This window comes from Mycobacterium sp. 4858, assembly GCF_900240975.1.
Taxonomy (GTDB): domain Bacteria; phylum Actinomycetota; class Actinomycetes; order Mycobacteriales; family Mycobacteriaceae; genus Mycobacterium.
In genome coordinates, this window is the sequence record NZ_LT968776.1 from 1,719,184 (window position 1) to 1,744,767 (window position 25,584).

Genomic DNA, 25,584 nt, shown 5'->3' on the forward strand with positions numbered 1-25,584 from the left:
GTCGGGTTGGCCGGCGTGGTCGGCAGCCCGGCGCCCGGGCTGCCGACCACGCCGGCCAACCCGACAGCGCCCGCCGGTGCCATCCCGCTGCCGCCCGACCAGAACGGTTACGTGTTCATCGAAACCAAGTCGGGGACCACACGCTGCCAGATCAACAAGGACACCGTCGGCTGCGAGGCGCCGTTCACCAACTCCCCGCTGCAAGACGGCGAACACGCCAACGGCGTGAGCGTGGACTCAGGTGGCAAGGTGCAGTGGGTGCTGGGCAACCTGGGTGCCATCCCGACCGTCCAGATCGACTACAAGACCTACAACGCCGCGGGCTGGACGATCGTCGCGACCGCCGACGGCACCCGGTTCACCAACGACCGCACCGGCCACGGCATGTTCGTCAGCCTCGACAAGGTCAACACGTTCTGACGACCTCGAGGGCCACGCGTTGCTCGATGGTCACCCGGCTCCTTCTCAAAGTGCCGCGAGGTGCGTGCGTTGTCTTCCGTTCGGCCATGGCTAACCCCCGACACCGACAGGGGATAAAGACTCGCAAGCACTGGCATACCGTCCACATCGAAAGGTGAATTGACCACCGGGTTTGGGGCAGTAACCTTGGCGCCAGCGCGAAAGGGGCGGCGATGCGTGTCAGTGCCCGGCTACAGCGCCGTGTCGCCAACCAGTCGTCAGGGCTGGCAGCCCTGCTGGAAGCCGGGGCTAATCGAGAACCCCTGACGTTTCCATGCACCTCAGGTACATAAGCATCCCTGCGTTGATAGCCTTCGCCGGCGGTGATCCGTGGGAGGTCAACCGGACTCTGCAAGCGGGCGAGCCGGGGCAGATTTCGAGCCTCGCAAATGCCTTTAAGGCTGCGGGGCGCTCGACCGCCGAAGCTGACCTTGCCTTCGAGCAAGCCCGCAATCGGTTCGACGCGGCCTGGAATCATCAGGATGGCGATCATCCGATCAACGACTCCGCTGAAGTGCAGCGGGTGACGAAGTCCCTGGGGGCGCAGGCCGTGCAGCTGCCCAAAATCGGTGCGGATCTGGAAACCATCGCCGCATCCTTGGCCGAGGCGCAAAAGGCCGCCGCTGGCCAGATCGCCTCGCTGGAAGCGCAGCTGACGGGCCTCGACAACATGATCGCCGAGGCCGTCGAGCTAGAAAACGAGCATCCCAACCTCAGCGCGGCCGACCGAGATGCGCTCAACGCCTATATCACCTCGCTCGAAGACGACGCCATCCGCGACACGAAGGCCGCGCTGGGCCAGCTGCAAGCAACACGCGACGGTTACTCGAACACGTTGCAAAACGCGCTGGGAACCCTCAAGAGTGAGGGATACGACCCGGCAGGCATCAGGGCGCAAGAGGGCCCACTGTCGCCGGCCCCCCCGCTGCCGGATGACCCCAATCAGTTTGCGCAAGTGTGGAACTCGCTCACCCAAGAGCAAAAAGACGCCGAATACGACCGAAACCACTTCGTTGGCAACCACGCTGGGATGCCGTTCGTCGATCGCGATCACTACAACCGGATGCACCTCGACGAGCTGCAGACTTCAAACCAAGCCGACCTGGACCGTCTGCGCGCTCAGCATCCCGACTGGGCCAGCGGGAAGACGCCGTTCCTGAAGACCAATGAGTTTCTGGCCTGGCGACGGCAATGGGACGCTGCCAATCGTGCGCGCGACGGGTACTCGAATGTGAAAAGTACTCTTGGACCGCCGCCGGACAAGGTGCCGCCTGGGCAACTGCCGAGGTACTTGGGCATCATCGATGACAAGGGTCACGCCGCTGTCTCCATCAATAACCCCGACACGGCGAAACGCGACGCCACCTTTGTGCCGGGCACCGGCCAAGACCTCACGCGCTTTGATGCCAGCGCGCTCAAATCCGAACGGATGTTGTCGGCCACGCTTGCTGCTGACAAAAGCCTGCGGCCACAGGATGTTTCGGTGACGACGTGGATGGGCTACGACCGGCCAATGAATGTCTTTGATGCGGCGTCGACTAGCTATGCCCACAACGGGGCGGCCGCGCTCGACGATTTCCAAGCCGGGTTGCGCGCCTCCCACAACGACGCGGTTACCGGGGGCCCCTCGCTGAACACGGTCATCGGCCACAGCTATGGATCCACCGAAGTGGGGGCCGCGGCACTCGGCGGCCACCATCTCGACGCCAACAATGTGATCGCAGTCGGCAGCCCCGGGGTACTGGCCGGACATGCCGGTGACCTCAACCTTGATCCCGGGGCTCATGTCTTCGCGACCCGAGCGCAAAACGACGTCATCGGTGTCGTGACCGGCATGACGCTGGGTCCTGACCCAATGAGTTCGAAGTTTGGGGGCATCCCATTTGAGGCAGCGCCCGGACCGGGCTGGCCCTTCGGCCTGCCGACAGTCGCGGCCCACAGCAGCTACTGGGATACCGGTAACCCGGCGCTTGACAACATGGGCCGTATCATCGCCGGAAGAGTCGATGTCACCCCACCCACCTTCACGCCCTGATCAGACGATGAAACCGACAATCCGTAGTCTGCTTTGTTCACTGGCTGTCCTGCTCACAGCCGGGCTATGTGCTGCGTGCTCATCAGGATCGTCATCCACGTCCACGAAACAACCGGCGTCGGGGGCGCCGTCTGGCGCAACAGTGATCCCAGGAGGTCCGATGGAGTCCACACCAGCCGCTCCGTCACCGAAAGTACCTGCGAGTCAAGAAGAAGCGCAGAATACGGTGATTCGCTACATTCAGCAGACCGTGGACGCGCTGCCCGCCGGGACCAACGTCGACGGAACCCGCTACAGCGGTGTCGGTTCCGGGATCGCCTACTGCGAAGACGAGCCAAAAGACCAAAACTCCCCAGTCAACTACTCCTACTGGGGTGATCTGAACCTTCCACCAGGTACGGACGTCAACGCCCTCTTCGGTCAGGTGGAAAGCATCTGGAAACGCTGGGGTTGGCAGGTCCTTGAGCGACAAGGCTTCGAGAAGCCCAACAGGTTCGGCTACGCCCCTGACGGTTACGTCGTGCAAATCAAGTCCGCCTATCCGCCCGGATCGCCCCCGACAATCATCGGGACATCACCGTGCTTCCCAGGCAACCTGCGCAAAGAAGGCACGCCTGTGCCCACCGCGATAAAGCAGACCTCCGTTGCGCGATGAACCAGCGGAGCGGGATTAGGCACCGGCCTGACTGATTGTCAGATCGGATAAGCCCGCGACGACTCCCCGGCCCGGGGTCCACCGAGTACACCCCCCGCCCTCCATGTGGTCGGGCCCGTCGCCCGGAAAGACGGCGCCGGTGACGACCCTTTCCGAAGGCGGGCTCAGGAGGTTGGCAGGTGAGATCAGTACCATCGGTGCCGTGGAACGCACAGGCCCACCCGACGACTTCCACGAGCAGGCGACTCATCATGCCGACTACGGCATGGCCGACCAGCCGACTTCCGGCGAGGCCCCGCCGTACCCGCCCGACGAAACCGGGCAGCCCGACGCGTTCGACGCCCTGGAGAGCGAACCCACTCCGTGGTATCGCAAGCCTCCGCTGCTGATCGCCTGGCTGGTGTTCGTCGTGATCCTGATCGGGCTGATCGCCTACGGCATCACCGAGCTGCTCAAGGGAGGACAGGGCACCAGCCCCACCCCGAGCACCAGCAGCACGAGTTCGACCACCACCACGACGACGACCACCCCGACTACCACCACGACGCCGACCACCAGCAGTGCGGGCGAGGCGCCGGCGCAGCAGCCGACACAGCAGCCCACGCGCGAGCCGGGCCAGCAGGCGCCGACGCACCGCCATCACCTGCCACAGGTGCCTTCGGTGATCACGATTCCCGGGGTGCCCACGGTGATCACCGTCCCGCCCGGCCTGCGCTGACGCCGTCGGCCGCTATGGTGAGGACCACCGGGCGATCGGAAGTGGGGTGCGGGGCATGAGCGAGTCGCTCGGGCTGTCGATTGGGGCGGCCAACCTGGTGGCGGCCCGCGCGGGCGGCGCCCCGGTGGTTCGCAGTGCCGTGCTGACCCTCTTCGAGCACCGGCCGACCGAAGTTGGCCTGCCGGAAGAAAACCCGAACCTGACCGGGGACGGGATGGTGCTGCGCGGGTTCGTCGAGCGGGTCGGCGACCGGTCCCCGTTGGTGGCGCCCGACGGGACGAAGTACCTCGGCGAGGTACTGACGGTCGAGGCGATCGAGGCGATGGCCCGCACCGTCGGCTACGGCTCACCGATCACCATCGCCGTCCCGGCGTACTGGTCCGAAGCCCAGTTCGCCGCGCTGCGCGACGAATTCTTCGCCCAACCGGACCTGGCCCGCGGCGGCGTGTCCCCCGTGCTGGTGTCCGACGCCACCGCCGCCGTGGCGGCGCTGCGTGGCAGACCGGGTTTCCCGGGCGCGGGCATCGTCGCGCTGTGCGATTTCGGCGCCAGCGGCACCAGCGTCACCCTGATGGACGCCGGATCCAACTTCGCGCGCGTCGGCCCGACGGTGCGATACGCGGATTTCTCCGGCGACGCGATCGATCAGCTCGTCCTGAGTGGCCTGCAGGCATCCGATGACACCATGGCCGACCTGGCCAGCACCACGCGCATCGGTTCGCAGACCCGCCTGCTCGCTGAATGCCGGCGCGCCAAGGAACAGCTGTCGACCGCCGCGTCGGCCTCGGTCGGGGGCGCGCAGCTGTCGCGCGCCGAGCTGGAGCGGCTGATCTCCGAACCGCTGGACCGATTCCTGAACGTCGTCGAGGAGGCGTTGCGCCGCAACGGAATTCCGAAGGCCGGGCTGGCCGCCGTGGCGAGCGCCGGCGGCGGCGCCGGCATCCCGCTGATCGCCGCGCGGCTGTCGCAGCGTTTTCAGGTGCCCGTCCACTCCGCACCGCAGCCCGCGGCCAGCGCGGCCGTCGGCGCGGCGGCGCTCGGCGAGCAGCAGTCGTCGGCGGGTGCCGCCACGGCGGCGGGAGCCGTCGTGGAAACGCCGACCGAGATGGTCGGCACCGCCGGAATCGACATGACCCAGGCCGCGTGGGCCGCCCGGGCCACGGACGTGGACGGCGCCCTGGCCTGGTCCCAGGACGCCGACGGCGCCGACGAGCCGGTGCCCTACACCGGGCGCGACGCCACCGGCGAGTACACCGACGAGGCAAGGGATTTCGATGCCGGTCCCGGCGACCGCCAAGCCGTCCCGGAGGGCGGGCTGCCGTGGTACAAACGGACGGCGCTGGTGCTCAGCGTCGCGGGTGCGGCGGCGGCGGTGCTGGTGGCCATCCTGTTGGCGGTCACCCTCGGCAACCCCAAGCCCCGTCCGGCCAACCCCACACCGGCTCCCCCGCAAACGTCCCAAACCGTGACCACCACGACCGAGCCGCCGACCACGACCACCACCACGACGGCACCGCCGACGACGACCACTACCCCGCCGCCCACGACGTCGCAGGCGCCGCCCACGACGTCGCAGGCGCCCACCACGTCCGCGCCCCCCGCCACGACGCGCTTGCGGCCGCTGCTGCCGCCGTTCCTGCCCCAACCCCGGCCCTGACGCGGTGGCGCCGGTCACCGCGACGAAATTCACAGGCCGGCGGCGGCGCTCAACGAAGCAGGCCGAGACGCCTGCACCCCCGAAGTTAGGGCAGCCTTTCTCGCGGCGGAAGCTGCGGAGATGCAACTATGAGCAGGGCTAAGCAGGCAAACAAAACGCAGGCTGAATCAACAATGCATTGGGGAGACCTTCGGTGACGACGCAGATGCTCATCAGACTGGTCGTGGGCATGGGCATGACGCTGGTGGTGGCCGCACTCGCCGGCCGCCGCGTCCTGTGGCTGTTCAAGCTGGTTACGTCCGGCAAGCCCGCCCCGGGACACACCGACGAACCCGGCAAGCGAATCTGGGCAGAGCTCTCCGAGGTCTTCGGTCAGCGCCGCCTGCTCAAGTGGTCGATCCCCGGCCTGGCGCACTTCTTCACGATGTGGGGCTTCTTCATCCTGCTGACGGTCTACATCGAGGCCTACGGGCTGTTGTTCCAGGACAACTTCCACATCCCGATCATCGGCCGCTGGGACGCGCTGGGCTTCCTGCAGGACTTCTTCGCCACCGCCGTCTTCCTGGGCATCACGACGTTCGCCATCATCCGGCTGCGCACGGAACCCAAGGAGTACGGCCGCTCGTCGCGGTTCTACGGTTCGCACACCGGCGGCGCCTGGCTGGTGCTGTTCATGATCTTCAACGTCGTCTGGACCTACGTCCTGGTGCGCGGGTCGGCCGTCAACAACGGCACGCTGCCCTACGGCAAGGGCGCCTTCCTCTCCCAGCTGTTCGGCGCGATCCTGCGCCCGCTGGGCCAGCCCGCCAACGAGATCATCGAGACGGTGGCGCTGCTGCTGCACATCGCGGTCATGCTGGCGTTCCTGATCATCGTGCTGCACTCCAAGCACATGCACATCTTCACGGCGCCGATCAACGTCATCTTCAAGCGGCTGCCCAACGGGCTCGGGCCGCTGCTGCCGCTGGAACACGACGGCAAGCCGATCGACTTCGAAAACCCGCCCGACGACGCCGAATTCGGCCGCGGCAAGATCGAGGACTTCAGCTGGAAGGCGATGCTGGACTTCGCCACCTGCACCGAGTGCGGCCGCTGCCAGTCGCAGTGCCCGGCGTGGAACACCGGCAAGCCGCTCTCGCCCAAGCTCGTCATCATGGACCTGCGCGACCACTGGATGGCCAAGGCGCCCTACATCCTTGGTGACAAGGAGACCCCGCTCGAGAACACGCCGGAGGGCGGAATCGGCGAGGAGCTGGCCGGCGAGAAGCACGCCGAGGCGCACCACGTCCCCGAGTCGGGCTTTGGCCGCATCATGGGGTCCGGCCCGGAGCAGGCCACCCGCCCGCTGGTCGGCACCGCCGAACAGGGCGGCGTCATCGACCCCGACGTGCTGTGGTCCTGCGTGACCTGCGGCGCCTGCGTGGAGCAATGCCCGGTGGACATCGAACACATCGACCACATCGTCGACATGCGCCGCTACCAGGTGATGATGGAGTCGGAGTTCCCGTCCGAGCTGTCGGTGCTGTTCAAGAACCTGGAGACCAAGGCCAACCCGTGGGGCCAGAACGCCGCCGACCGCACCAGCTGGATCGACGAGGTCGACTTCGACGTCCCGGTCTACGGGGAGGACGTCGACAGCTTCGACGGCTTCGAATACTTGTTCTGGGTGGGTTGCGCGGGCGCCTACGACGACAAGGCGAAGAAGACCACCAAGGCCGTCGCGGAACTGCTGGCCATCGCCGGGGTGAAGTACCTGGTGCTCGGCACCGGCGAAACCTGCAACGGCGACTCCGCGCGCCGCTCGGGCAACGAGTTCCTGTTCCAGCAGCTGGCCGCCCAGGCCGTCGAGACTCTGGACGGGGTGTTCGAGGGCGTGGAGACGGTCGACCGCAAGATCGTCGTCACCTGCCCGCACTGCTTCAACACGCTGGGCCGCGAATACCGGCAACTGGGCGCGAACTACTCGGTGTTGCACCACACCCAGCTGCTCAACCGGCTGATCCGGGACAACAAGCTGGTGCCGGTGACGCCGGTTTCTCAGGACATCACCTACCACGACCCGTGCTACCTGGGGCGGCACAACAAGGTGTACGAGGCGCCGCGCGAGCTGATCGGGGCCGCGGGGGCGACGCTCACCGAGATGCCGCGCCACGCCGAGCGCAGCTTCTGCTGCGGCGCCGGCGGCGCGCGGATGTGGATGGAAGAGCACATCGGCAAGCGGATCAACCACGAACGCGTCGACGAGGCGCTGGCCACCGGGGCGTCCACGATCGCCACCGGCTGCCCGTTCTGCCGCGTGATGGTCACCGACGGCGTCAACGACCGCTCCGAGGAGGCCGGCCGCACCGGCGTCGAGGTGCTCGACGTCGCGCAGGTGCTGCTCGGCTCCCTCGAGTACGACAAGGCGACGCTGCCGGAGAAGGGCACGGCCGCAAAGGAAGCCTCCGAAAAGGCAGGGGCGCGGGCGGCTTCGGCGCCCAAGGCCACCGCGACCGTCGAGGCGCCGGTCAAGGAGACCGAGGAGGCTCCCGGCGGGGCCGCCGCGAAGACCGAGGCCGCCCCGAAGGCAGAGGCAGCCACGCCCACCGCGCCCGCCGCGCCCGTGAAGGGCCTCGGCATCGCGGGCGGGGCCAAGAGGCCCGGCGCCAAGAAGGCCGCACCGGCCCAGGCCGAGGCCAAGACGGAAACGGCCCCGGAGTCTGCCGCGGCGCCGGCCGCCCCGGCCAAGGGGCTGGGCATCGCCGCGGGCGCCAAGCGTCCCGGCGCCAAGAAGGCCGCGCCGCCAGCCGAGGCACCCAAAGCCGAGACCCCCAAGGCCGAGACCGCACCGGAGGCCGAAGCCAAGGCCGAGGAAGCCAAGCCGCCCGCGGCGCCGGTCAAGGGGCTGGGCATCGCCGCCGGCGCCAAGCGCCCCGGCGCCAAGAAGGCCGCGCCGCCAGCCGAGGCACCCAAAGCCGAGGCCCCCAAGGCCGAGGCGCAGCCCGCCGCGGAAGCGGAGCCCGAGCCCACGCCGAAAGCCGAGCCGGCCAAGCAGCCCGACGGCGACGGCGCGGCGTCGGCCCCGCCGGTCAAGGGGCTGGGCATCGCCCGCGGCGCCCGCCCGCCGGGCAAGCGCTGACCTGGGTTTTCTTCGCTTGACGGCAAAATTCAGTGGACAGTAGTGGCACCATTGGTGACGTGACCACGCACCAGCTGCCCCTGCACGCTTCCGGCCACCACCGGCAGCGCGTCTTCGCGCAGTCGTCCAAACTCCGGGACGTCCTGTACGAGATCCGCGGCCCGGTGCACCAGCACGCCGCGCGGCTGGAGGCCGAAGGCCACCGCATCCTCAAGCTCAACATCGGCAACCCCGCACCGTTCGGGTTCGAGGCGCCCGACGTCATCATGCGCGACATGATCCAGGCGCTGCCGTACGCCCAGGGGTACTCCGACTCGCAGGGCATCCTGCCCGCCCGCCGCGCGGTGGTCACCCGCTACGAGCTGGTCGAGGGCTTCCCCCGGTTCGACGTCGACGACGTCTATCTGGGCAACGGGTGCTCCGAACTGATCACGATGACGCTGCAGGCCCTGCTCGACAACGGCGACGAGGTGCTGATCCCGTCGCCCGACTACCCGCTGTGGACGGCGTCGACGTCCCTGGCCGGCGGCACGCCCGTGCACTACCTGTGCGACGAGACCCAGGGCTGGCAGCCCGACATCGCCGACCTGGAGTCCAAGATCACCGAGCGCACCAAGGCGCTGGTCATCATCAACCCCAACAACCCGACCGGCGCCGTCTACAGCCGCGGCGTCCTCACCCAGATGGTGGAACTCGCGCGCAAGCACGAACTGCTGCTGCTCGCCGACGAGATCTACGACAAGATCCTCTACGACGACGCCAAGCACATCAACGTGGCCACGCTGGCGCCGGACATGTTGTGCCTCACCTTCAACGGGCTGTCCAAGGCCTACCGGGTGGCGGGCTACCGCGCCGGCTGGCTGGCGATCACCGGCCCCAAGGACCACGCCGAAAGCTTCATCGAGGGCATCAACCTGCTGGCCAACATGCGGCTGTGCCCCAACGTGCCCGCCCAGCACGGAATCCAGGTGGCCCTCGGCGGTCACCAGAGCATCGAGGACCTGGTGTTGCCCGGCGGCCGGCTGCTCGAGCAGCGCGACGTGGCGTGGCAGAAGCTCAACGAGATTCCCGGGGTGTCCTGCGTGAAGCCGGAGGGCGCGCTGTACGCCTTCCCCCGGCTCGACCCCGAGGTCTACGACATCACCGACGACGAACAGCTCGTCCTCGACCTGCTGCTGCAGGAGAAGATCCTGGTCACCCAGGGCACCGGATTCAATTGGCCGGCACCGGATCACCTGCGCATCGTGACGCTGCCGTGGGCCCGCGACCTGGCCGCGGCGATCGAACGGCTGGGCAACTTCCTGGTCAGCTATCGCCAGTAAGGATCTTCGCAGCCGGCGCCTCTACGGTGGACCGGGTGACGCACTCGCACACCCACTCCCACAGCCTGTCCGGCCCGGCCCCGGTTGACGCGCTGCCCGCCAGGATCGTCGTCGGGCTGCTGGTCGCCATAGGCCTGGCGGTGCTGGCCGGCGCCGTCGCGCTGTGGCCCAGCCGGGAGCACGTCGACATCCCGATGCCCTTCCAGAACGCGGCCGGCGGCGCGGTGAGCACGCAGGCCGGGCACGTGCTGTCCAGCGGCCTGGGCGACTGCGGCAGCCCGTCGGTCGGTCAGGTGCTCACCACCGCGCCGCAGCCGGCGCCGCCCGGCGCGGGCCGCTGCGTGCTCACCCAGGTCGCCATCGACTCCGGACCCAACGCCGGCGCCAACACGCTGCTGGAGTCCTCCCCCGGCCCCGGCCAGCCGAAGTTCGCGGTGGGCGACCATCTTCGGCTGGTCCGCCAGGTCGACGACCAGGGCGCCACCAGCTACGCGTTCTACGACTTCGAACGCGGGTGGTCGCTGGTCGCCCTCGCCGTCGCGTTCGCGGTCGTGATCGTCGCGGTGGCCCGCTGGCGCGGGCTGCTCGCGCTGGTCGGCATCGTGGTGGCGTTCGCGGTCCTGGTGGAGTTTCTGCTGCCGGCCCTGCGCGACGGCGCGCCCGCGATCCCGGTGGCCCTGGTGGCCTCGGCGGCCATCCTCTACGCGGTCATCTATCTGGCCCACGGCGTGAGCCTGCGGACCAGCGCGGCACTACTGGGCACGCTGACGGCGCTGCTGCTGGCCGCCGGGTTGTCCTGGGCTGCAATACAACTGGCGCATCTGACCGGCCTGTCCGACGACCAGAACGCGACCGTGAGCGCCTACCTGGGCAACGTGTCGATCAGCGGCCTGCTGCTCGCCGGCTTCATCATCGGCTCGCTCGGTGTGCTCAACGACGTGACGGTGACCCAGGCCTCGACGGTGTTCGAGCTCGCCCACCTCGGTGGGTCGCGCCGCGCGATCTTTTTGGGCGCCATCCGAGTCGGCCGCGACCACATCGCCAGCACGGTGTACACGCTGGTGCTGGCCTACGCCGGCAGTTCGCTGCCGCTACTGCTGCTGTTCAGTGTCGCCAACCGTTCCCTGACCGACGTGCTGACCAGCGAGAGCGTCGCCATCGAGATCGCCCGCTCGGCGGTGGGTGGCGTCGCGCTGGCGCTGTCGGTGCCGCTGACGACGGCGATCGCCGCGGCGCTGGCGCGGCCTAGTGAAATCGGCTCCGCTCCAACAGCTCCAGCAGATAGCCGCCGTACCCGGACTTGAGCATGGTGTGCGCGCGCTCGGCCAGCTGCTCGTCGGTGATCCAGCCCTGCTGCCAGGCCACTTCCTCGGGGACGCTGACCTTGAGGCCTTGCCGTCGTTCCAGCGTGCGCACGAAGTCGCTGGCGTCCAGCAGGGAGTCGAACGTGCCGGTGTCCAGCCAGGCCGTCCCGCGGGCCATCACCTCGACCGAGAGCCGGCCCCGGTTGAGGTAGATCTGGTTGACCTCGGTGATCTCGTACTCGCCGCGCGCCGATTTCTTCAGGCCCTTGGCGATCTCGATCACGTCGTTGTCGTAGAAGTACAACCCCGGCACCGCGTAATTGGACTTCGGTGTCTTCGGTTTCTCCTCCAGCGAGAGCGCCGTGCCGTCGTCGCTGAATTCGACGACGCCGTACGCCGAAGGGTTGGCCACCCAGTAGGCGAAAACCGCTCCGCCGCTGATGGTTTGGAAGCGGCTCAGGCTGGTGCCCAGCCCCGGCCCGTAGAAGATGTTGTCCCCCAGCACCAACGCCACCGAGTCGTTGCCGATGTGCTCGGCGCCCAGCACGAAGGCCTGCGCCAGGCCGTCGGGCCGTTCCTGCGTGACATAGCTGATGTCGATGCCGAATTGCGAGCCGTCGCCGAGCAATCGGCGAAAACCCGCCGCGTCGTGTGGGGTGGTGATCACCAGGATGTCCCGGATCCCCGCCATCATCAGCGTGGACAGCGGGTAGTAGACCATCGGTTTGTCGTACACCGGCAGCAACTGCTTGCTGATGCCGACGGTGATCGGGTGCAGGCGTGTGCCCGAGCCCCCGGCCAGGATGATCCCGCGCATGGTGGTTCCCCTATTCCACGCTCAGTTGACGAGGTCGGACTCGGTGAGTTCGGTGGCGGCCAGCGCCGACGCCAGGTCCTCGTGCCGGAAAACGGACGTGACGCGGTCGTGGACCACCCGGAACGCCGACGCCGCCGTTGCCACGGCCCCGGGATTGTCCGGGGTGCTGACCTTCTGTTCGACGACCACGACACCGTCGTGCACGTACATCCGGCCGACTTCGGCCGTCCCGTGCCGGGCGGCGGCCCACCTGCGCAGCGCCTCGTGGCCCTGGGCGGCGCCGTGCGCGTCGCCGATCTCGATGTCGTCGCTGGACAACGCGATCAGGGTTTCCGAGTCGGCGGCGTTGAGCGCGTCGTGCCATGCCAGGACGGTGGCGATCTCCGAAGTGGTCATGGTGTGCAAGTTACCGTGTGCGCCCCGGCGCCGTGGCTAGAGCGGGGTACGGTCCAGCCAGTTCTGCCACACCGCCTCGTCGCCGAACAGCGCGATGCCCGTGTCCGTCAGCGGCACCCGGCGCAGGATGGCCAGCAGCAGCTCGGCCGCCCCGCCCTTCAGCGCCGCGGTGCCCTTGCCGTGCTCGTGGGACCAGGTGATGCGGCCGTGGTCTACACCGATCGTCCACTCCCCGGCTTCGCCGAGCCCTGGGTCGGTGGCGTGCAGGTGCAGGGTGTTGTCGCCCTCGAGCGGGAGCGGCGCCCCGTCGCTGCCGGCCTGGACCGCGACCCGCTCGAGCCATTCGGTGATCCCGTCCGCGGCCACATCGGGGGCCAGCGTGTAGTCGGCCCCCAGCGCGATCGCCGCGTCGGCCCGGTGCACGGCCACCTCGTGCAGGCGGCGGCGGATCCACCAGTTCGCCGGCCGCGGCCCGAGGAACGTCCACACCGGGGTTTCCACCCCCGTCAGCTCGACGGCATCGATCAGCCGCTGCGCGCCGCCGCGCAACCAGGAGATCGCGTCGGCCGGATCGGGCGGCGGCTTGCCCCCCTCGACGGACCGCGGGTCGAGAAACTCCTCGAGCCGCTCCCGCACGATCTGCGCCGCCCAGCGGTCGCCGCGCCCGACATGGCGCAGCAGCTGGTTCAGGCTCCATCCCGGGCACGTCGGCACCGGCCTGGACTGGTCGACATCGCGGAAAAACTCCGAAAACGCGCGGTTCTCTTCGAGGAATGCGCCGGCATAGTCCACCCGGGTCAGGCTACTCGCCGGGCCATGCGACGAAGGACTCCCCGGCCAGGGGACTTCGCCCCTATGGGCGGGCTGCGCCGATGTGCTGTGATCAAACGACCACGGACCACTGGAGACGACATGGGCATGCCCGCCATCCGCACCGCGGACGAGCGCGAGAACGTCGCGTTGGAGCGCGAACGGATCGCCGAAGAGCGGGAAGGCATCGCGAACGAGCGCGAACACCTCGCGCACGAGCGAGAACTGGTGGCAGCGCGCCGGGAGCGGCTGACCGAGGGCGTGGAGCGCTGGGTTCGCTACCTCGAGTCACGCACGATCCTCGCCAACCGCCGCGAAGCGCTGGCCGACGAGCGCGAACGGATCGCGGATGAACGGGAGGCGCTGGCGGACGAGCGCGAACGGATTGCGGACGAACGCGAACACGCGGCCAATCACACCCCGGCGGGCAATCAGCGGACGGCCGAGCACGGGGAGCGGCAACGCGAGGCGGCGCTTCGCGAGCAGGCCAAAGTTGAACGCGAGCAGGCCGCCAGCGAACGCCAACTCGCACGGCAGCGGGCCGAGCAGGGACGACATCAGGCGACACAGCGCGTCGAAGGGAAGCATCGTGGCGGCTGAACCCGACGACGTCGACAAGCAACCGGACGAACTGGAAAGGCGCGAGCACGCCCTCACGCACCGGGAGGCGCAGCTCGCCCAGCGCGAATGGCTCGCCGACGAGCGGGACCGCATCGCCGACGAGCGGGACCAAATCGCGAACCACCGCGAACAGCTGGCGAATCAACGCGAGGCGCAGGCGGACGAACGGGAGGGCACCGCGCTCGAGCGGGAACGCGAACGGCTGCAGCGCGCCGAAGACGAGAAAGACCGCGTGCGAGCCGAGGCTGAGCGCGAACAGGCGAGCATCCGGCGTGAGATGTCCGACACCGAACGTCGCACCGACGAACAATAGGGACGGCGATCAGCTAGGGCCGCGGCGCGCCCAGCCGGAACACTCGCCAGCCCGCCGCGGTCCAGCGGGTGGCGTCGAGACAGTTGCGGCCGTCGACGATGACGCGGGCCCGCACGCGGTCGGCCAGGTCGGCGGGGTCGAGGTCGACGAACTGGCGCCACTCGGTCAGGACGAGCACCGCGTCCGCGCGCTCGCAGGCCTCCTCGACCGACACCGCGTAGTTCAGCGTCGGGAACAGCCGCTGCGCGTTGTCCAGCGCCTTGGGGTCGTAGACGTTGACCGCGGCACCGTTGAGCTGCAGTTGGCCGGCGACGTTGAGCGCGGGCGAGTCGCGCACATCGTCGGATTCGGGTTTGAACGCCGCGCCGAGCACGGCGATGTTGGCGCCCAGCAGCGAGCCGCCGCAGGCGGCGCTGGCCAGCTCCACCATCCGCGTGCGGCGGCGCATGTTGATGCTGTCGACCTCGCGCAGGAACGTCAGCGCCTGGTCGGCCCCCAGCTCGCCCGCGCGGGCCATGAAGGCACGGATGTCCTTGGGCAGGCAGCCGCCCCCGAAACCCAAACCCGCGTTGAGGAACTGGCGACCGATCCGTGGGTCGTAACCGAGCGCGTCGGCCAGCACGCTGACGTCGGCACCGGCGGCCTCGCACACCTCGGAGATGGCGTTGATGAACGAGATCTTGGTGGCCAGAAAGGCATTGGCGGACACCTTGACCAGCTCCGCGGTCTGCAGGTCGGTCACCAGGAACGGCACTCCCTCGGCCAGCAGCGGGCCGTAGAGCTCGCGGACCACCGTTTCGGCGTGCGTCGAATCCTGTTGCACCCCAAGCACGATGCGGTCCGGATGCAGGGTGTCCTGCACCGCATAGCCCTCGCGCAGGAATTCGGGGTTCCAGGCGATCTCGACGTCGACGCCGCGAGGCGCCAGGTCGGCCGCCCGGCGGTTGAGTTCGGCCGCGGTTCCCACCGGCACGGTCGATTTGCCCACCAGCACCGACGATCTCGTCAGCCGCGGCACCAGCGCGTCGACGACGGCGTACACGTGGCGCAGGTCGGCGCCGTACTCGCCCTTCTTCTGCGGTGTCCCGACCCCGAGGAAGTGCACGTCGGCAAAATCGGCCGCCACGTCGTAGTCGGTGGTGAACCGCAGCCGCCCCGCCGCCAGGTTCTTCGTCAGCAGCTTGCGCAGCCCGGGCTCGTAGAACGGAATGTCACCGCCGGAGAGCTTGGCGACCTTCCCCGCGTCGACGTCGACGCCGACGACCTCGTGTCCCAGCTCCGCCATGCCGACAGCGTGGGTTGCACCCAGGTAACCGGTGCCGAACACGGTGCATCGCATATGACCGGTGTACGTCGCCGCCATGAGCTAACTGCATCACCCCGCTGAGCGGGAGGCAAACGGAAGGTGACAGCTGGGTCCGCGCCCGCTAGTGGCGCCCGAATCCGCCGTGGCCGCCACCGAAGCCGCCGTGACCGCCGCCGAACCCCGGAATGCCGGGGAATCCGCCGCCACCGCCGCCGCCGTGCGGCCCGTCTTCACCGCCTTCGCGGGGCCCGAAGCCGCCGCCCGGCGGCCCACCGATGACCGGTCCACCGATGCCGGGTATCGGCAGCGGGATCGGCACCGGAATGGGCGCCACCGGGGGCGGCGGCGCGGGGGCCGGGGCCTCCGGGATTGGTTCGGGCTGGGCCGGACGTTGGCCGTGGGCCGGATGGCGATCGCCAACGAGACGACGAGCGCCACCACACCGATAACGAACACGCCCGCCACGATGCCGCCCACCAGGCGGAACGAGCTGCGCTCGGGATAACCGGCGTCGACGAGCGCGGTGGCGCCGGTGTGCGCGCCGGTGTACAGGTCGTCCATTTCGTCGGGCACGGCGCTGTAGGCGAGCGCGTCCCGGCCCAGGGTTCCTGGGGTCTCGAAGTAGCCGGGCGCCACCGCGAACGGGTTCATGGCGCCGGTGCCCGGGTCTTGCGCGTAGGCCAGCGCCGCGGTGGACGACGAGAACAGCGGGGCATGCGCCGAGGCCAGCGCCGCGCCCCGGGCGAGCGCCGTTTCGGGCTCCTCGGGGGCCGACAACGGCAGCGAGGTCGCCGCCTCCAACGCGGGCTTGATCAGGGGGATGTCGATGCCGGACCCGACGACGAACACGCCGTCCGGGCGCGTCTCGAGCGACTCGACGCCCGACACCATCGTGGCCAGCTGGGCCACGGCAGCCTCGTCATCGGCCGGGAGCGGCTGCCGGCGCACGTCGGCGATCGACCCGTCGGCGCTGTTGACGACGGCCAGGGTGGCCGTGTCGGGCTCGATGTAGAGCAGCGCCGTCTGCGCGTAGTTGGTCTGACTGCCGACCGCCTGCGCCAGGGCCGCCGCGGCCAGGAAAGCCGAGACCAACATCACGTTCTCGACCTTGTGGGCCGCCAGCGCATCGCGCAGGGCGGCGGCCTCGATCGGGTCGGTGAAGGTGACACCGGTCGACGCCAGCTGATAGCCGCCTTCGGCCGCGCCCTGGCGGGTGCCCAGGATCGCCGAGACTACCTGGTTGGCCGCGGTGAGCGTTGCGGCGTCGTCTTCGGGCGGGACGTCGAAATTGTCTTCGTCGACGGTGGCGCCTTCGCCATTTTGGCCTTCGACCAGCACCATCCGGACTGCCGTCGGCGCCATTGACACGCCAAGCACGGTGTCCAAAGCTCCTCCAAGGTTCGATTGCTAGCCCTGATGATGAGGACGTGGCCGCCGCACCCCGCGAATACGCCAGAGGTCACTGAGTCCCCACCCTATGTTCCCCTCGTGTGCCGATTTTACGCGCGCTCGGCGCCTTCGGTTTTGCGGCGTTACGGCTAGGGGACCGGGATGCCGTGCTGCCCCAGGTGACGATGCAGCCAGTCGTCCCACTGATCGCCGTGGGACGGGCCGGGCCCCGGGCCGCACGCGCACCAGCGCCCCGACATCACACAGAACGTGGTCGCCCCGGATTGGCCGGGGCGACCACGTTCTGTGTGATGTCGGGGCGCTGGTGCGCGTGCGGCCGGATGTCGACGGCCAGGGCGATGGCCAGGGCGACCACGCCGCCGACGAACACCAGGGTGGCCGCGACGACGGCCAGCACCGATCTGCGGCTCTGGTGTTCGCCGGAGGCTGACTCGCGATCGGCGCCGGGCACCCGGACCTTCCCGCTGTCCGGTTCGGCGCTGTAGGCCAGCTCGCTGTCGTTCGCCGAGGGATCTCCGGCGTAGGGCATCGCGATCGTCGACGGCGCGCCCAGCCGGGCGTTGGCCGCCGCCAACGAGGCGCCCCGCGCCAGCGCCATCTCGGGTTCCTCGGGCGTGGTCACCGACAGCGAGGTCGCCGCCTCGAGCGCCGGCTTGATGTACGGGATGTCGACGTCCGAGCCCACGAGGAACAGCCCGTCCGGGCGCGCCCGCATCGCTTCGGCGCCCGAGACCATCGCGGCCAGCTTCGCCAGCGCCGCTTCGTCGCTGCCGGGCAGCGGATGCCGGCGCACGTCGGCGACCGAACCGTCGGCGGTGTCGACGACGGCCAGCGTCGCGGTGCTGGGCTCCACGTACAGCAGCGCGGTGCGCGCGCAATTGGTCGCGCTGCCCGCCGCCTGAGCAAGCGCCGCGGCGGCCATGACCGACGACACCAGCATGACGTTCTCGATCTTGCGTTCCGCCAACGTGTTTCGCAGCGCTGCGGCCTCGGAAGGATGGGTCCAGGCCACTCCGCTCGATTTCAGCCGATAGCCGCCCTGGGCCGCGCTCTCGCGGGTGCCGAGAATCGCGGCGACCACGCGATCCGCCGCGGCGGCCGCGGTCGTCTGATCGGCGAGGGGGAAGCCGTCCTGATCGACGGTCACCCCACCGGCGGCTTCGCCTTCCACCAGCACCATGCGGACCGTCGCAGGCGCCATAGACACGCCAAGTACGACGTCCACCGCTCCTCCAAGTCGTCCAAATCGATTGCCGTGCGGGGGAAACCCGCGTGGGGCTTCGTCGCTCTCAGATTCGGCCGGATGCGTTGGCAGCGATCCGGCCGCGCCCCACCCCAATTCGCCACACTAGCGCGCGAAGTTGAGTGCCTCCGGCAGCCGCGCGAGTGACATTCGTTCATCGCGGGCTACTTGTGGCCGCCGCCACCGCCGCCGGCGTGGCCACCACCGAAGCCACCACCGCCGCCGGAACCCGGAGACGGGAGGTGCCCGCCGCCGAGGCCGCCCGGAGCAGAGCCCGGGGGCGACACGCCGCCGAACAGACCACCGGGGCCGGAGGGCACACCGCCGCCGGAACCCGGAGACGGGAGGTGCCCGCCGCCGAGGCCGCCCGGAGCAGAGCCCGGGGGCGACACATGCCCACCACCGAGACCGCCGAGTCCGCCGGGGCCCGAGCCCGGCGGCGGTTCGTGCCCACCACCGAGACCGCCCTCCCCTGGCGGAGTCACGTGCCCGCCACCGAGACCGCCGGGGCCCGAGCCCGGCGGCGGTTCATGCCCACCGGTGGCGCCACCCGTGCCCGAACCGGGCGTCGGGACATGCCCGCCGGTCGAGCCGCCCGTGCCTGAGTCGGGCGGCGGGACGTGCCCACCGGTGGAGCCGCCGGAGTGCTCGGGGGGTGGCGACGAGCCCTGCCCCGGAGGCACCTGGTGCGGGGGTGACTGCGGCACCGTGCCGCCGACCTGTGGCGGCTCGGGGACGTGCACCGGAGGTTGGGGCAGCACCGGCTGTGGAGGCGACACGCGCGGCGGCGGCACCTGGATGACCGGCGGGCTCACGATCGGGTTAGGCACCGCGACGTGGACCGGCGGCAGTATCACCGGCGCGATCGGCGGGACCACGATGGGCACCGGCACCACCGGAGCGGCCGGAGCGGGGACCGGGGCCGCGGGAATGGGAGGCGCGGCGGGCAGGGGCGCAGGCAGCGGCGCGGCCACCGGCGGACCCATCGGGATGGGCGCCGCCATCGGCACCGGCGGATTGATCCGCTGCGCCGGGGCCGACGCCTCGACGGGTGCGGGCGCCGGCGGCTCCTGCGTCGGAACGATGAGGTGCTGACCGGGAGTGGGCTGCAAGGCGACGGTGCCGGTGGTGCGGATGCCGATCGCCAGCGCGATCTCGAGCGCCAGCACAGCGCTGATGCCGGCGACCGCCAACCCGCTGCCGATCAGCAGCGCCGGCCTGCGCCGCGGTTGGCTCTCCTCGGGCATGAAGAGCTTTTCGATCACGACGGTCGGCGAGTCGGAGTCCTCGTCGGGCACCGCACTGTAGGCGAGCTCGTCGTCGCCCGCCTCCGGCCCGAAGGGCACGTAAAGGTATTCGGGCAGCGAGTGCTGGTCGACGGCGCCGGTGCCCGGATCCTGGGCGTAGGCCAGCGCGGCGGTCGACGAGGCGAACAGCGGCGCATTGGCCGACGCCAGGGCGGCGCCGCGGGCCAGCGCCGTCTCCGGCTCCTCGGGCACGCTCACCGTGAGCGAGGTTGCCGTCTGCAGGGCCGGCTGCAGCGGGGCAATGTCGACGCCCGAGCCCACCACCAGCACGCCGTCCGGCGCCGCCTCCAGCTTCTCCAGCCCCGCGATCATGCCGGCGAGTTGCGCGGCGGCCTGGTCGTAGGACTCGGCGTAGAGCGGTTGCTTGTAGACGTCGGGAATGGATCCGTCGGCTGTTTCGACCACCGCCAGCGTCGCGGTGTCGGGCTCGACGAACATCACCGCGATTCGTTCGTAACCCATTGCGCCGCCGACGTTTTGGGCCAGTGCCGTCGCGGCGAGGAAGGCCGACACCAGCATGACGTTCTCGACCCGGTGGGCGGCCAGCGCGTCGCGTAACGCCGCCGCCTCGAGCTGGTCGGTCCACGTCACACCGATGGACGACACCTCCAGCCCGGCGTCGGCCGCACCCTCGCGGGTGCCCAGGATGGCGGCGAGCGCCTGGTCGGGCGCGCTCGCGGTGGCCGCCTCGTCGGCGGCCGCGACGTCGAACACGTCCTCTTCCACCGTGGCACCGTCTGCGTATTCGCCTTCCAGGACCACCATTTGGATCGATGCCGGTGCCATCGACACCCCGAGCACGATATCCAAGACAAACCCCTCCAAAGGTATTGCGAGACGAACCACGGCTAGGCGGAGGAAAAAACCATGGCTAACTAAGTATCGCGCAAAACCGGGGCGGAGGCCCCCCGCAGAACCTATGTAGACCTTATGAAGTTCTGATAGGAGCGCGACGGCGTCGGTCCCCGCTGGCCCTGGTACTTCGAACCTACTTGCGAACTGCCGTAAGGATGTTCGGCCGGACTGGTCAACCGCAGGATGCAGAGTTGGCCGATCTTCATGCCCGGCCACAGGGTGATCGGCAGGTTCGCGACGTTGGACAGCTCCAGCGTGATGTGGCCGCTGAAGCCGGGGTCGATGAACCCAGCGGTCGAGTGCGTCAGCAGCCCCAGCCGGCCCAGCGACGACTTGCCCTCCAGCCGCCCCGCGAGGTCCTCGGGCAGGGTGAACAGCTCGAGCGTGGAGCCCAGCACGAACTCCCCCGGGTGCAGGACGAACGGCTCGCCGTCGACGGGTTCGACCAGCGTCGTGAGCTCGTCCTGCTGCTTGGCCGGGTCGATGTGGGTGTAGCGGGTGTTGTTGAACACCCGGAACATGCAGTCCAGGCGGACGTCGATGCTGGACGGCTGCACCAAGGCGTCGTCGTAGGGGTCGATGCCCAACCGGCCGGCGGTGATTTCGGCCCTGAGGTCGCGATCGGAGAGCAGCACGCGACGAGCCTAGCCGCTGCTCACCGCGGAGCGGTCAGTCGGCGAGATACATCTCCCCACCCTTGGGATATCCGCCGCCGGTGGTCGTGACGTGGACGTGGTCGTAGTGGCCGAGCCGGCTCGGTTGCGCCCCGCCCGGCGTGTAGTAGACACCGCGCCAGATCGCGTCCTGGATCCCGAACCGGCGCGCGTTCCTCATCACGTAGGCGACGATCTCGTCGCCCAGGGCGATGCCGTCGGCGCTCTGCGGGTTCGGGATCATCACGTCGAGCGCCAGACCGAGGGGATGCCAGGGCAGCGGATCCGGCCGCACCCCGCCGATCTCGTGGATCTGCGGGAATTTGGCGCTGATGCTGCGGGAGACCTGGATCGTCCTGACCTGCAGGCCCTGCTCCGGTGCGAGCCCGGCGGGCAAGAACCGCGACCTGGTGTGGTATCTCGACGCGGCGACGGGCTCAGCCGCGCCTTCGCCGCGGGACACGTCCGACGCGAGCACAATCGCCACCGGTTTTGCCGCGAAGATTTCCGGGCAGCACGGCGCACCGTCGCCGATAACGGGTATGGGGTCGTGCCGGGGGACGAATGGGCCGGCATCACCGGCCGCCGCGAAGAACGCCACCGCGGGGGCCAGCGCCGCTGCCAGGAGCAGCGGCGATTTGCGCCGCTTCTTGGCTAATCTGTGCCGACCCACCCCAGGCACATTACGACAAGATCACGAAAGAATAAACATCGGTTCGGGAATTTGCCCGTGGTCAGCCATTCCTCGCCGGCGTGCATTTGCCTCCCGGGCCGGACCGGCGCTGGGCCGTTGGCGTTCGGCCGCACCACTCGCCCGACGGATCCGCTGTTCGATGCTAATCTTCGATGCCGACACCGCCGATGTAGTTCAATGGCAGAACATCAGCTTCCCAAGCTGAATACGCGGGTTCGATTCCCGTCATCGGCTCCACATCAATCGCCCGTACCCGAGGCCCGCCCAACCGTCGTCGGCACCGGCAATGCAGTGCTACGAAGCCAATATTGCGCGCAGCATCGACAACATCTCGGAACGAGAGCCGGCGCCGAGCCGGCGACGGATCCGCGCCACATGGTGCTCGACGGTCTTGGCCGAGATGAACAGCTGACGGCCGATGTCGCGGTACGGCAAGCCCAGGAGGAGCAGCTCGGCGACTTCGCGCTCCCGCGCGGATAACGGCGACGCCGACGGCGGCTGGCGGGCCGCTTTCGGGGCGTCAGACCCGGGCTCGTCATCGGGTGTCTCCTCCACCGCGGCGACCAGCTTGAGATCACGGGCGACCTGCAACATGTCGCCCGATACTCGGGCATCCGGCGTCTGCAGCGCGGCTTGACCGGCAAGGCGGGTCGCATCCCAGGTCAACCCGAACTGGGCCAGGGAGCGGGCGGCCATGGTCACCTCGTCGGCGTCGACCTGGTCGGCAAGCACCCGCAGCCAGGTACGACCGGCACCCGCGAGCGCTTGGGCGAAGGCGCTCTGGGAGGCAGCCGCGGTCAGGGCCCGCCCGTGCGGGGCCACGGATTCCGGTGAACCGGTCAAGATTCCGGCGTGCACCCCCGCCCAGTGCAGCGGCACCGACCACAAGACCGGGTTGCCCAGCGAGTCCAACAATCCGAATGCCAGATCAAGGGTGTGGCGCAGCCGGGCCACCTGACGCATCCTTGCCGCGGCGACCCACAATTCGCCCAACGGCAGCAGGGTGAACATGTCGATGGAGTACTCGGCGAGCACCTCCATCGCCGCATACCAATGCTTCTGCAGCGCGCCGGTGTCGCCGTTGCGACGCGCGATCGCGGTGCGTAGCGTCGCCGCCCACAGCGCGTCGCGCCGATGCAGGTCGGCGGCCGCACCCGAGCAGGCGGCGTCGGCGTCGGCGCCGGCCGCGGCGAGCTGGCCGTCGCACATCTTCGTCCAGCCGAGCAGTAGCCGGTGCCGACGCTCGAAGAGCGTGTCACCGCCGCTGCGCACCGCGCGACCGATGATGCTGCGCGCCCGCACCGGATCGCCGCCGTGCAGCGCGGCCAGCGTGACCAAGGCGGCCGGGCTATCGGGGATGACTTCACCCATCGATCCGCCCACGGCGATCGCCTGGCCAAGCTTCGCCACCGCGACCGCGTACGGCTCTTCCATACTCATCAGCAGGCCTTCGGCGAGGCCGCGGGCGGCGCGGGCGGCAGCCGTGGGCGGCCCCTGTCCCGCGACCCGCAGTCCCGCCCGCGCCGCCGTGAGGTCTCCCGTCGCGGCCAGTGTGATCGCGCCGGCGGCGCTGACCACCGCGTCCGGGTAAGGCCCCAGCCAGCCGAACAACTCGGCCGCCTGCCCCGCATGACCGTCGTGGGCGGCGACGCTGGCCGCCACCCGCACCGCAGCGGCGCGTTCGGCAACATCGGCCGAACGCAGCAGGTCATCGGCCAAGGCCGCGGCCCCCGCGCAGTCTCCGGTCAGGGCCAGCGCGTCGGCCAGCCGGCACGACAGCCCTTCGGCGCCGGCGCCGACCGCCGCCCGGTACAGCCGCGCGGCCCGGCCGGACTCGCGTGCCTCGGTCGCCGCGCGGCGCAGGAAGCTCGCCAGATCAACGTCTCGCAGTCCGTGCTCGGCGAGGCGCAGCGCGAGGTCCGATGTCAACGTGGACATGGCGAGCTGGGAACGCAAAAGTGCGATCTCGACTTGGTGGTGATGCGCGTTGCCGACGAGCTGGGCAACCGCGTCGTGCACCGACCGGATGAAGCCCGGGCTGTGCGACGGCTCGATCAGCCCGCTGGCGCGCGCCCGGTCGACAAGCAGCAGCCCTTCGGTGGTCGAGATGTCCAGTGCCGCAGCAACATCGGCGGCGCCCAAACCGGGGCTCAACGACGCGATGAGCAGTGTGTCCAACGTCGACTCGTCGAGGCGGCGCAGCCGGTCGATCAACGCAAACTTGGCCGCCTGCAACGGCTCCTGCGCGGTCTCGGTCACCGCTCGCACCAAAAACGGCAGCCCCGCGGTGCTGTCCACAAGGTGGTCGGCGACCGTCAGTGGACCCAACGATAGGCGCGGGCCCTCCCGTTCGAGGGCTGCGGCCAGCGTCCGCAGCGTGGTGTGCTGCTCGCACGGTTCGGCGGCTACCACGACCGTCGCCGCGGGGTCAGCGATGCGCTCAACGAGCGCCAGCAGCTCGGCGTCGGTCAACAGTTGCGCGTCATCGACGACCACCGCCGCGTCGGGTCGGTCCCCGTCGCGCGGGGGGCGCGTCAGCACCGTCATCCCGGCACCGCGCAAGACGTCCCGAACGGCGGCGAGGACGGTGGTCTTCCCGGTGCCGATCCCCCCACTGACCAGAACTTTGACCGAGGTTGGCGCGCCGTCCGCCAGCGCATTGATGATGCGACGCGCGTCGGGTGAGACCTCGGCGGAGGCCGTGATGTCCGGAGTGGCCATGTTGGGGGCTACCTGGGTGTGGCGCGGGTGGGCGATAAGTGATCGGGGCGCAGCCACGCGCTCGTGGCCGGGTCGAGCGGCTGGTTCTCGGGTGGCCAGTGGCCAATGCGCGCCGGGCCGTCGGCGTCCGGCCCCCAGGCATGCGACCCGACCCCCAACCCGATCGAGTTGCCCATGGTGCACGTCCCTGTGTCGATTCGGGTGACTGCCGCCGGCGGCCGCTGCCTAGGCTAGCGCTCCCCCGCCGTGCCGGTCATGATAATCCCCGTAGGCTCCGTGATCCCCTAACAGGGCATCCCCTAACGCAGCGCCCGGGCGGGGTGCGCGCACACCGATCACGGCGGCGCCTTCGGCGGCTAGCATTCCGGGAAACGGCTGGGTGTTGGTGGTGGGCAGAAGTTGACGGTGACGGAGCACACGCTGGAGGCGTGTCATGGCAAATGCATTGCTTGACTTTGTGATGTCACTCGTACGCGACCCGCAAGCCGCCGCGCGCTATGCGGCAGATCCCGCGCAAGCGATTGCCGAGGCTCACCTGACGGGCGTCACCAGCGCCGATGTGAATCATTTGATCCCGATGGTGTCGGATTCGCTATCGATGTCCACTCCCGCCGGTACAGGCGGTACCGGCGGCGCCACCGAGCACGGCAATGTGTGGGCGAGCGGTGCGGCCACGGCCGCGTTCGACGCGTTCCCGGCGCATGCGCCGGTCCAAGATTCGGGGCCAGCCGAGGGGCACGGCCTGACCGGCCACCTCATCGATCACCCGCCCGCTGTCGGCGGCGAAGCGTCCGGGGCCGGGACGGATCCGCATCCAGCGCCAGTCGAGCTGCATGATCCATCGGCGACGATCGCTGCGCCCGACGAAATGCCTGATCAGTTAGTCCACGACGGCGGATTCGGGATGGACGGCCAGGGAGTATGGGATCACTCCGTCGCCGACAGCCACACCGCCGACAATGATCATCACGGATTCGGATTCGACCCACACTTCGGGTGATTTCGATTCGTTATCGACTTGGGCGACGACCGCAATTGTCGGCCGTTATGGTCCTGAAGTGGGGAAATGCTGTCGATGGGGGGTTATCCGACCAAGCTCCACCTTGTCCCTAACCACCCCCCTAATCCCCTAACGGCATGGGCTGAGTGATCCCGGCAAGGGCGCAAACG

20 protein-coding genes, 1 tRNA gene and 1 pseudogene are annotated in these 25,584 nt (G+C 69.4%); 12 read left to right on the forward strand and 10 right to left on the reverse strand.

Translation table 11 applies throughout. The features are described 5' to 3' along the window. The 8 genes from C1737_RS16645 to C1737_RS16685 form a co-directional block, all read left to right on the forward strand. The coding region (locus C1737_RS16645) for a hypothetical protein (RefSeq protein WP_102418927.1) at positions 1-420 on the forward strand (420 nt) is incomplete at its 5' end. Between the two features lie 343 nt (positions 421-763). After that, positions 764-2,494 carry an alpha/beta hydrolase gene (locus C1737_RS16655; protein ID WP_233214775.1) on the forward strand — a complete coding sequence of 577 codons (1,731 nt, stop codon included), beginning with the start codon at positions 764-766 and terminating at the stop codon, positions 2,492-2,494. 160 nt (positions 2,495-2,654) lie between these two features. Then, positions 2,655-3,149, forward strand: a complete 495-nt coding sequence (locus C1737_RS16660; protein WP_231980266.1) for a hypothetical protein — start codon at positions 2,655-2,657, stop codon at positions 3,147-3,149. A 202-nt stretch (positions 3,150-3,351) separates the two neighbouring features. Then, positions 3,352-3,867, forward strand: coding sequence for a hypothetical protein (locus C1737_RS16665; protein WP_102418928.1), 516 nt, complete (start codon positions 3,352-3,354; stop codon positions 3,865-3,867). Positions 3,868-3,922: 55 nt separating this feature from the next. Continuing rightward, complete coding sequence (locus tag C1737_RS16670) at positions 3,923-5,524, forward strand: Hsp70 family protein (protein ID WP_102418929.1); 1,602 nt, start codon at positions 3,923-3,925, stop codon at positions 5,522-5,524. A 193-nt stretch (positions 5,525-5,717) separates the two neighbouring features. Continuing rightward, on the forward strand, positions 5,718-8,642 hold the full coding sequence (locus C1737_RS16675; protein ID WP_102418930.1) for a heterodisulfide reductase-related iron-sulfur binding cluster: 2,925 nt from the start codon (positions 5,718-5,720) through the stop codon (positions 8,640-8,642). A gap of 32 nt (positions 8,643-8,674) precedes the next feature. After that, complete coding sequence (locus tag C1737_RS16680; RefSeq protein WP_067919314.1) at positions 8,675-9,964, forward strand: pyridoxal phosphate-dependent aminotransferase; 1,290 nt, start codon at positions 8,675-8,677, stop codon at positions 9,962-9,964. A 26-nt stretch (positions 9,965-9,990) separates the two neighbouring features. Next, complete coding sequence (locus tag C1737_RS16685) at positions 9,991-11,268, forward strand: YibE/F family protein (protein WP_102418931.1); 1,278 nt, start codon at positions 9,991-9,993, stop codon at positions 11,266-11,268. Here the strand turns inward: C1737_RS16685 and rfbA are convergent. Genes rfbA through C1737_RS16700 form a run of 3 tightly spaced genes read right to left on the reverse strand, consistent with a single transcriptional unit; the run spans position 11,210 to position 13,273 of the window. Further along, complete coding sequence (rfbA, locus tag C1737_RS16690) at positions 11,210-12,085, reverse strand: glucose-1-phosphate thymidylyltransferase RfbA (protein WP_067919311.1); 876 nt, start codon at positions 12,083-12,085, stop codon at positions 11,210-11,212. The two genes, C1737_RS16685 and rfbA, sit on opposite strands and share 59 nt — an antisense overlap. A gap of 21 nt (positions 12,086-12,106) precedes the next feature. Next, positions 12,107-12,481, reverse strand: a complete 375-nt coding sequence (locus C1737_RS16695) for a nuclear transport factor 2 family protein (protein ID WP_067919309.1) — start codon at positions 12,479-12,481, stop codon at positions 12,107-12,109. A gap of 36 nt (positions 12,482-12,517) precedes the next feature. Then, positions 12,518-13,273 (reverse strand): maleylpyruvate isomerase family mycothiol-dependent enzyme, encoded by a 756-nt coding sequence (locus C1737_RS16700; protein ID WP_067919307.1) that lies wholly within the window; start codon positions 13,271-13,273, stop codon positions 12,518-12,520. 120 nt (positions 13,274-13,393) lie between these two features. On the opposite strand from C1737_RS16700, the gene C1737_RS16705 reads away from it, so the two are divergent. Together C1737_RS16705 and C1737_RS16710 are read left to right on the forward strand one after the other, a co-directional pair. Then, positions 13,394-13,891, forward strand: a complete 498-nt coding sequence (locus C1737_RS16705; protein ID WP_102418932.1) for a hypothetical protein — start codon at positions 13,394-13,396, stop codon at positions 13,889-13,891. After that, positions 13,881-14,225 (forward strand): hypothetical protein, encoded by a 345-nt coding sequence (locus tag C1737_RS16710; protein WP_233214776.1) that lies wholly within the window; start codon positions 13,881-13,883, stop codon positions 14,223-14,225. The genes C1737_RS16705 and C1737_RS16710 overlap by 11 nt, the downstream gene beginning before the upstream one ends. Positions 14,226-14,238: 13 nt before the next feature. Here C1737_RS16710 and C1737_RS16715 read toward each other — a convergent pair whose 3' ends face one another. The 6 genes and pseudogenes from C1737_RS16715 to C1737_RS16740 form a co-directional block, all read right to left on the reverse strand. Beyond that, the gene (locus tag C1737_RS16715) at positions 14,239-15,564 is read right to left on the reverse strand and encodes a UDP-glucose/GDP-mannose dehydrogenase family protein (protein WP_067919316.1); all 1,326 of its coding nucleotides are present in this window, start codon (positions 15,562-15,564) and stop codon (positions 14,239-14,241) included. Positions 15,565-15,652: 88 nt separating this feature from the next. Then, a pseudogene (locus C1737_RS16720) lies at positions 15,653-16,872 on the reverse strand (hypothetical protein). 307 nt (positions 16,873-17,179) lie between these two features. After that, entirely contained in the window at positions 17,180-18,166 is a 987-nt protein-coding gene (locus C1737_RS16725) for a hypothetical protein (protein WP_369807531.1), read from the reverse strand. Between the two features lie 182 nt (positions 18,167-18,348). Beyond that, positions 18,349-20,301: a hypothetical protein gene (locus C1737_RS16730; RefSeq protein WP_102418933.1), complete on the reverse strand. Its 1,953-nt coding sequence runs from the start codon at positions 20,299-20,301 to the stop codon at positions 18,349-18,351. Between the two features lie 107 nt (positions 20,302-20,408). Beyond that, the gene (gene dcd, locus C1737_RS16735) at positions 20,409-20,981 is read right to left on the reverse strand and encodes a dCTP deaminase (RefSeq protein WP_067749071.1); all 573 of its coding nucleotides are present in this window, start codon (positions 20,979-20,981) and stop codon (positions 20,409-20,411) included. A gap of 34 nt (positions 20,982-21,015) precedes the next feature. After that, positions 21,016-21,672, reverse strand: a complete 657-nt coding sequence (locus tag C1737_RS16740; protein WP_199182862.1) for a hypothetical protein — start codon at positions 21,670-21,672, stop codon at positions 21,016-21,018. A gap of 184 nt (positions 21,673-21,856) precedes the next feature. On the opposite strand from C1737_RS16740, the gene C1737_RS16745 reads away from it, so the two are divergent. Beyond that, positions 21,857-21,930: transfer RNA gene (locus C1737_RS16745), tRNA-Gly, on the forward strand. A gap of 57 nt (positions 21,931-21,987) precedes the next feature. Here the strand turns inward: C1737_RS16745 and iniR are convergent. Next, complete coding sequence (iniR, locus tag C1737_RS16750; RefSeq protein ID WP_102418934.1) at positions 21,988-24,414, reverse strand: isoniazid response ATPase/transcriptional regulator IniR; 2,427 nt, start codon at positions 24,412-24,414, stop codon at positions 21,988-21,990. Positions 24,415-24,847: 433 nt separating this feature from the next. Here iniR and C1737_RS16755 point away from each other — a divergent pair, with 433 nt between their 5' ends. After that, positions 24,848-25,414 (forward strand): IniB N-terminal domain-containing protein, encoded by a 567-nt coding sequence (locus tag C1737_RS16755; RefSeq protein WP_102418935.1) that lies wholly within the window; start codon positions 24,848-24,850, stop codon positions 25,412-25,414. Positions 25,415-25,584 lie beyond the last annotated feature (170 nt).